Source organism: uncultured Corynebacterium sp., assembly GCF_946998835.1.
GTDB lineage: Bacteria > Actinomycetota > Actinomycetes > Mycobacteriales > Mycobacteriaceae > Corynebacterium.
Map to the genome: position 1 here is coordinate 62,120 of NZ_CAMQAZ010000014.1, position 7,149 is coordinate 69,268.

The 7,149-nt window shown below is 57.9% G+C and carries 4 protein-coding genes and 1 tRNA gene; 3 read left to right on the forward strand and 2 right to left on the reverse strand.

Features of this window, described 5'->3' with window-relative positions:
- Positions 1 to 25 precede the first annotated feature (25 nt).
- Entirely contained in the window at positions 26 to 1,837 is a 1,812-nt protein-coding gene (locus Q0U90_RS06500; protein ID WP_297452733.1) for a heavy metal translocating P-type ATPase, read from the forward strand.
- Positions 1,838 to 1,881: 44 nt separating this feature from the next.
- Here Q0U90_RS06500 and Q0U90_RS06505 read toward each other — a convergent pair whose 3' ends face one another.
- Together Q0U90_RS06505 and Q0U90_RS06510 are read right to left on the reverse strand one after the other, a co-directional pair.
- Positions 1,882 to 2,736, reverse strand: coding sequence for a GDSL-type esterase/lipase family protein (locus tag Q0U90_RS06505; RefSeq protein ID WP_297452735.1), 855 nt, complete (start codon positions 2,734 to 2,736; stop codon positions 1,882 to 1,884).
- 277 nt (positions 2,737 to 3,013) lie between these two features.
- Positions 3,014 to 3,592 (reverse strand): PPA1309 family protein, encoded by a 579-nt coding sequence (locus tag Q0U90_RS06510; RefSeq protein WP_297452736.1) that lies wholly within the window; start codon positions 3,590 to 3,592, stop codon positions 3,014 to 3,016.
- 151 nt (positions 3,593 to 3,743) lie between these two features.
- Between Q0U90_RS06510 and Q0U90_RS06515 the strand changes: the two genes are divergently transcribed.
- Together Q0U90_RS06515 and Q0U90_RS06520 are read left to right on the forward strand one after the other, a co-directional pair.
- The gene (locus tag Q0U90_RS06515; protein ID WP_297452738.1) at positions 3,744 to 6,743 is read left to right on the forward strand and encodes a UPF0182 family protein; all 3,000 of its coding nucleotides are present in this window, start codon (positions 3,744 to 3,746) and stop codon (positions 6,741 to 6,743) included.
- Between the two features lie 200 nt (positions 6,744 to 6,943).
- Positions 6,944 to 7,020: transfer RNA gene (locus Q0U90_RS06520), tRNA-Met, on the forward strand.
- The last annotated feature ends 129 nt before the right edge of the window (positions 7,021 to 7,149 follow it).

The following is a 7,149-nucleotide window of genomic DNA, read 5'->3' on the forward strand; positions in this document are numbered from 1 at the left end:
AAAGGAATACCGTCTTCTAGTTGCTGTGGCAATTGAACTCATTGTTGTACTTATTCTGCATTTCGCAGGTTTGACCGACGCTGCTCAAATTGTCGCAACTGTCTTTGTTGGATTTGTCATTCTATTGACGACATTCGACATGATAAAGCAGGTAATGCGGCGGGAGTTCGGGCTAGATATTCTCGCCGTAATAGCGATGATTGCGACCCTGGCGGTGGGGGAATACATCGCAGCATCGATTATCGCCCTCATGCTCACCGGTGGTGAGGCGCTGGAAACCTATGCGGCTTACCGTGCAAAGCGGGATCTGCGAAGCCTGCTAGATCGTGCGCCGCACATGGCCCGTCGCCTGCCCTCGCTGGACGCGGCGCCGGACGAGGCGGAGGAAATTCTCGTTGAGGATGCGGCTAAAGGGGACTACCTGCTGGTGCGTCCTTCTGAAGTCATTCCGGTTGACGGCGTGACCTTGGATAAGACAGCCGTCGATGAGTCATCGCTGACAGGTGAAGCTGGATCCGTCCACAAGGAGGTTGGCGATACCATTCTGTCCGGTTCTGTTAATGGAACCCAGGCGATTCGTATTCAAGCTACCAAGTCTGCCGCGGATTCTCAGTATCAGAAGATCATTGCCTTGGTGCGTCAGGCAGAAGACCAGCAGGCGCCAATAGTGCGTGTGGCAGACCGCTATGCAGTGCCTTTTACGGTTGTTTCGCTTGTTATCGCGGCTGTGGCGTGGGCTATTAGCGGCGATCCTGTGCGTTTTGCCGAGGTTCTGGTCCTGGCCACGCCGTGCCCGCTACTCATCGGTGCTCCGGTGGCCTTTCTCGGTGGTATGAGTCGTGCGTCCAATGCTGGTGTGATTGTTAAGGGCGGGGCTGTTCTCGAGAGCCTTGCGGCTGCTAAATCGATTGCCTTCGATAAGACCGGCACGCTGACCTATGGTCATCCCACAGTCGCTGAAATCCACACGGTGGACGTTGACCGTGATCATCTGCTCGCTTACACTGCGGCAGCCGAGCAGTTCTCCACGCATGTCCTGGCTGCCAGTATTATCGAGGCGGCCGACAGCCTTGAACTGCCAGTGGCCGAAGATGGCACAGAGGTGGATGCCGAAGGCGTGGAAGCCACGGTCGACGGGGGTAAAGTGCGTGTTGGCACGCTGGACTTTATTCGTCGGGTAGCTCCGGAGGCTCGGGAATTCGACTTTCGTCACGGGCAGACGGCGGCATACGTCACCATTGACAACAAATACGCCGGAGCCCTGATTATGGACGACCAGCCACGGGAAAATGCAGCCGAACTAGTGAGTGCACTGAACTCGCACGGTTTTGAGCGCACGGTAGTTCTTACCGGAGATAACGCCAACACTGCGCACGCAATCGCCGGTCAGGTGGGTGTGACCGAATGCCATGCTTCCTTGCTGCCACAGGACAAGGTGCGACTGCTGAAGGAAATGGAGCCGCACCCGGTCATTATGGTGGGCGATGGCATCAATGATGCCCCGGTCCTCGCCGCGGCCGGTGTCGGAATCGCCATGGGCGCTCGCGGTGACACAGAAGCATCTGAGGCTGCCGATGTCGTTATTACCCGCGATGACATTTCCCGTGTGGCCCGGGCAATCGACATTGGTCGGTGGACTCTGACAGTGGCAAAAACCGCAATCTGGATCGGTATTATCCTGTCAGTAGTGCTCATGCTCATCGCCGCTTTTGGCTACATTCCAGCCATTGTGGGTGCGCTGCTCCAAGAGGTCATCGACCTGGCAACAATTCTCTACGCCCTTCGAGCCTTGAAGGGGCCCGAGCGTATTGAGGTCAGCGCGGACTCGCGGACCTGAGCAGTGCGCCTGCACTGGGGGCTGCGTTACTGCGGCAGTGGAGCTTAGAAAGTCGACTTGTAGACGTTGGCAATCGTCGTGCCGGCAACCCGCGAACCGTGGATTGTCGGGTGGTTGGTCATGTAGTAGGTGGCAGTGTCGGTGTCCAGAATTGCGGAAACCTGGCGCTCGCCATCGCGGCCACACATGGCGACATCGATATTGGCGATCTCCTTCATGTTGACGAAACCAACCTGAGTCTCGTTAGCAGCCGCAATTTGGCGGTTCTGCAGAGCCATCTCGATGTCGTGGAGACCTGCAGCTGGAATGCGCGGAGCAAAGCCATTAGCGTTAATCGGGCAAGCGTAGTGCACCGGATCTGCGGAAGTGAAGGCAGGGTAGCCAATCAGCATGATTCGCGCAGTCGAGTTAGCTGCCTTAATCTTGTTCAGAGCCTGGACAACATTGACGTGGTAGAGCCGGTCCTGGTCCGCAGGGGACATGAACGGGTTACGCCAAATGTCATTTGCGCCGACGAAGACGGTAACCAGCTGGGTATTCGGGCCAAGCGAGCCTCGTGCAATGGCATCATCCACCTGGCCCAGGAGGGTCTTGCGGGGCTCGTTCGGGGTGAACGCGTTGGTGCCGGCGCAGGCGTAATCGTGCAGCTCGAGGCCAGTCTGTGCTGCGATGTGGGAACCAATGTTGTCTGTCGCCGACGAGCAGCCGCTCCTGCTCCACGCAGTCGGTGCGGACTCATTCGGGTTAGCCGCGAAAGAGTCACCGAAGGCAACGTAGTTGCCGGACGGGAGACCTGCCACTCCTTGGGCATTGGCAATACCGCCAGCGAGAAGGGAAGCTGCTAGCGTCGAAGCAGCGGCTGCCGACGTTACTGCTCGGCGAACAACATTGTTCTTCATAATGTCAAACCTCTTAGTAGAAAACTGACGGTCTTGGGAGGCTAGTGAAAGCCGAATGTGTCTCAGGTTCCCATCAGCTAATGGTTAACAGAAGCTGAACGCACACGTTTATCACTTTGTTATCTAACTTGGTTTGGTGGCCGTTGTCAACAGCTTTCCGCGGTTTCACTTCGGCCGTGGCATCAATCACTTAATCCCTGGCCAGGTGTGAAAACCGTTAACTGGATTGAGTGACTGAGGTGGCAAGTCCTCTGGGATTTCCTCTAAGGCTCGTTTTCTATTCGCCGCCAAACGTTGAATACAGTGCAGCGATGACACCGTCAGCTACTCCTGAACCATCCTTTAGTTCAATCTCATCTTCGGCAAAGGGGCCACGCTCATCCAGCTCTGCTTCCGTGGGGCGCGGCTGAATCAGCGTCAGGTGCGGGCCCTCACTGATAACTCCGCTGAAGAGACGCGCCTGGCGAGCAGCCTTGCCATCCGCCTGGGACCGTACCTCGTCCAAAGATGCCCCTTCAAAACTGTCCGCCTGTTCCGGAGCGATAACCATGATCTCCTGCGCCAGCACGGCACCGACGACACCTGCGGGCCATGACGTACGGGCGATGAAATCCGCCAGTTCAGGGCTGCCGCCTTCAATTCCCTCGGGGAGAGGTTCCTGCGCAATGACGGTCAGTGGGGCGCTATCAATCAGCTCGTCGGCAAGCACGTCGGCAAGCGCGGCAGTGGGGACGAGGGCGAAGAGACTCGGAGCGCGGTCCCAACCTTCGGCGTGGACGTATTCGACGGCCTCGCGCACGGCGCGATTGAGTGCCTGCTGGCTGAGGTGAGTCTGAGTGCTGCTGTTATCGCTCATGGCGCTTGACGACGACCCTTTCCTGGCAACGCTGTAAAAACAGCATCCTTAGTCAAATATTAAGAACTTTATTTAGAGTAGATGACGGATAAGCGTACGACCGACTTGCAAGCTAGCTGGCAAGTCAAGCTCAACTTGGACAGGAGAGACGTTGTCTCTAAACCAGACTCGACCGAGACGATCGGCCGGTGGTCGCCCAGGATGGCTGGCAATTACCGTGTTGGTGATTGCTGCGCTGACCTTTGTGATACCCATCGCCGTCAATCTTTATACGGACTTTCAATGGTTCGGTGAAGTGGGCTATAGAGGAGTCTTCGGCACCACGTGGCTCACTCGCATCGTCCTGTTTGTCATCGTAGGCCTGATAACAGGCGCACTGACATTCCTATCTATGTGGTTGGCGTGGCGCTCGCGTCCCGTTGACCTGGGGCTGACGGATCCCCGTAGCCCACAGGCTGTGTACCGACGAATGGCGGAATCCGGCTCGAAGTCGATGTTTACGACGCTGCCCATCGTCTTCGGCGTGCTCGGTGGCCTCGTGGGGCAGGGGAATTGGCAGACAGTCCAGCTGTTCTTAAACCGTCAGCCCTTTGGAGAGACCGACCCGCAGTACGGCAAGGACTTGGGCTTCTATGCTTTCCAGCTGCCACTGTGGTCGTACATCGTCTCGACACTGGTTGTTCTGGTAGTTATTGCGTTCCTGCTGTCGCTGGTGACGCATTACTTCCTCGGTGGTATCCGTGCAGGCAACCCAACCACAGGTGAGAAGACCCGCGTCTCTAACGCAGCTCGTGCTCAACTGGCATGCTGGGCTGGTGTCTTCATGCTGCTCAAGGCTGTGTCGTACTGGCTGGACCGCTATGAGCTGCTGAATAACAAGCAAAAGACCTTCACTGGTGGTTCCTACACAGATATTAATGCGCTGCTGCCGGCGAAGATTACGCTGCTGGTCATCGCAATTGTCGTGGCCGCCGCGTTCTTCGCTTCCATCTTCCTGCGCAATCTCTCCATCCCGGCGTTTGCCACCGTGTTGATGCTGGTCTCCGCAGGTCTGATTGGTGTTGCCTGGCCGCTGGCCGTTGAGCAGTTCTCGGTTAACCCGAACCGCGCCTCCAAGGAGCGCGAGTACATTGCGCGCAATATTGAATCGACGCGCTATCACTACGGGCTTACCGACAACAAGGTCAAGGTTGAGCGCGACTGGGGTGTGCCCGTTGAAAAGGAAGGCGATAAGGAGGCAGCGAAGGAAGGCGCGGATTCGATTTCGCGCGATGCCGCGACACTGGCCAATATCCGAATTCTGGATCCAGAGGTCCTGCCGCGTACCTTCACTCAGCAGCGCCAGCTGAAGAACTTCTACGGTTTCTCCGATCCATTGGCCATCGACCGCTATGAAATCGATGGTGAGTCCCGCGACTTCATCGTCGCCGCTCGTGAGCTGAACCCGCAGACTCTGCAGGGCAACCAGACTGACTGGATTAACCGCCACACGGTCTACACCCACGGCAATGGTTTCGTTGCCGCGCCGGCCAACAAGGTCGACGAGGTTGCGTCCGAGTCTGGTTCTGCCCGCGGTGGTTACCCGCTGTACACCGTGGCTGACCTGTTCGAGTCCGAGGACCCGAATGGCATGAACCTGAACCTGAAGCAGCCGCGCATTTACTACGGTCCGGTCATTGCTAATAGTGATGCCGACTACGCAATTGTCGGCGGCAACGGCGACGGCAATGACTACGAGTATGATGCCGATGGCCGTAACTTCACTTACGACGGTGAGGGCGGTGTTGGTGTCGGCGGGCTTGTCAGCCGCATGATTTTCGCTACCCGCTACCAGGAGCTCAACATCCTGCTGTCCGACCGAATTGGTCCGGACTCCAAGATCATCTACAACCGCGATCCGCGTGACCGCGTTCAGAAGGTCGCACCGTGGTTGACTACGGACACCAAGACCTACCCGGCTGTGGTCGACGGCCGAATGAAGTGGATCGTCGACGGCTACACCACGCTGGCCAAGATGCCGTACTCCCAGCGCATGAGCCTCCAGGAGACCACGCAGGACTCCATTAACCCGGATGGCACTCCGCGCCCGCTGCCGAACAGCGAGGTCAGCTACATCCGCAACTCGGTCAAGGCGACCGTCGACGCATACGACGGCACCGTTGACCTCTACGAGTTCGATGAGAATGATCCGGTGCTGAAGGCCTGGGAGGGTGTCTTCCCAGGTGTGGTGAAGCCGAAGGCTGAAATTACGGAAGAACTGCAGGAGCACCTGCGTTACCCGGAGGACTTGTTCAAGGTCCAGCGTGAGCTGATGGCCAAGTACCATGTCAGCGATCCGGGCGTGTTCTTCGCTAACGATTCCTTCTGGTCTGTCCCGTCCGACCCGACCGCGCCGGAAGAGCAGAAGCTCTCCCAGCCGCCGTACTACGTTGTTGCTTCCGATCCGGAGACTGGTAAGCCCAGCTTCCAGCTGATTTCCGCTTTCCGTGGTCTGGAGCGAGAGTTCCTCGCTGCGCAGATGAGTGCGTCCTCTGATCCGGAGACCTACGGCCGCATCACCATCCGTGCCCTGCCGACCAATACCCAGACCATGGGTCCACGTCAGGCGCAGGACACGATGATGTCCGCCGACGAGGTCGCTCAGGACCGAACCCTGCTCGAGGGCACGAACGTGGTCACCAACGGCAACCTACTGACGCTGCCGGTCGGCGACGGCGAGATTCTCTACGTCGAACCGGTCTACACTCAGCGCAAGGGGCAGGAGACCGCGTTCCCGAAGCTGCTGCGTATTCTCGTCGCTTACCGAGGTCAGGTGGGCTACGGCGCTACGGTTACCGAGGCCCTGAGCCAGGTTGGCATCGACGCTTCTGCCGTGACCAAGGTTCGCGGTGAGGAAGAGGCCGAGGAGCAGCCGGCGGATAAGGACAAGGAAACCGCCGATGCCGCGACTGACACTGAGTCCGACAACGAGAAGCCGAAGGAAGAGCGCAAGGTCGATGTCGCCGCGCGTGACGACGCCGCTCGCCGTATCTCCGACGCGCTACAGAAGCTTAACGACGCCCAGAAGAACGGTGACTACGCAGCGCAAGGCCAGGCACTTGCCGAGCTCGATCGCGCTGCCGCTGACTACCAGAAGGCTAACGGGCAGTAAGGCTTAGAGCGAGTAAGGCTTGCGGTGAGTAATTGACCGAGAATCATAGGTTCTTATGGCCTAGAGGATCCCCAGGTTGTAGCGAAACCGGCTATGACCTGGGGATTGGTCTTTGTTGGGAACGCCGTGCTACAGTTACTTCTCGTTGGCCGGAGAGGTCAGCGCCCGCTGTGAGTGCTTGTAAAAGCCAGGACAGTTGACGCGGGGTGGAGCAGTTCGGTAGCTCGCTGGGCTCATAACCCAGAGGTCGTTGGTTCGAATCCAGCCCCCGCCACCAATTTCCAAGCCCCTACCAGTGGAAACGCTGGTAGGGGCTTTAGTTATTTCTCTTAAGGAGCACGTGGGTTAAGGCGGGTTAAGGCTCAAAAAGTGTGTCCGATTGGGCTGATTTTTAGCAGTTGATCTG

What these genes read in the sequence shown, in the direction of transcription:
- Q0U90_RS06505 (WP_297452735.1), bottom strand. Translation starts at nt 2,736, where the DNA reads ATGAAGAACAATGTTGTTCGCCGAGCAGTAACGTCGGCAGCCGCTGCT.
- Q0U90_RS06510 (WP_297452736.1), bottom strand. Translation starts at nt 3,592, where the DNA reads ATGAGCGATAACAGCAGCACTCAGACTCACCTCAGCCAGCAGGCACTC.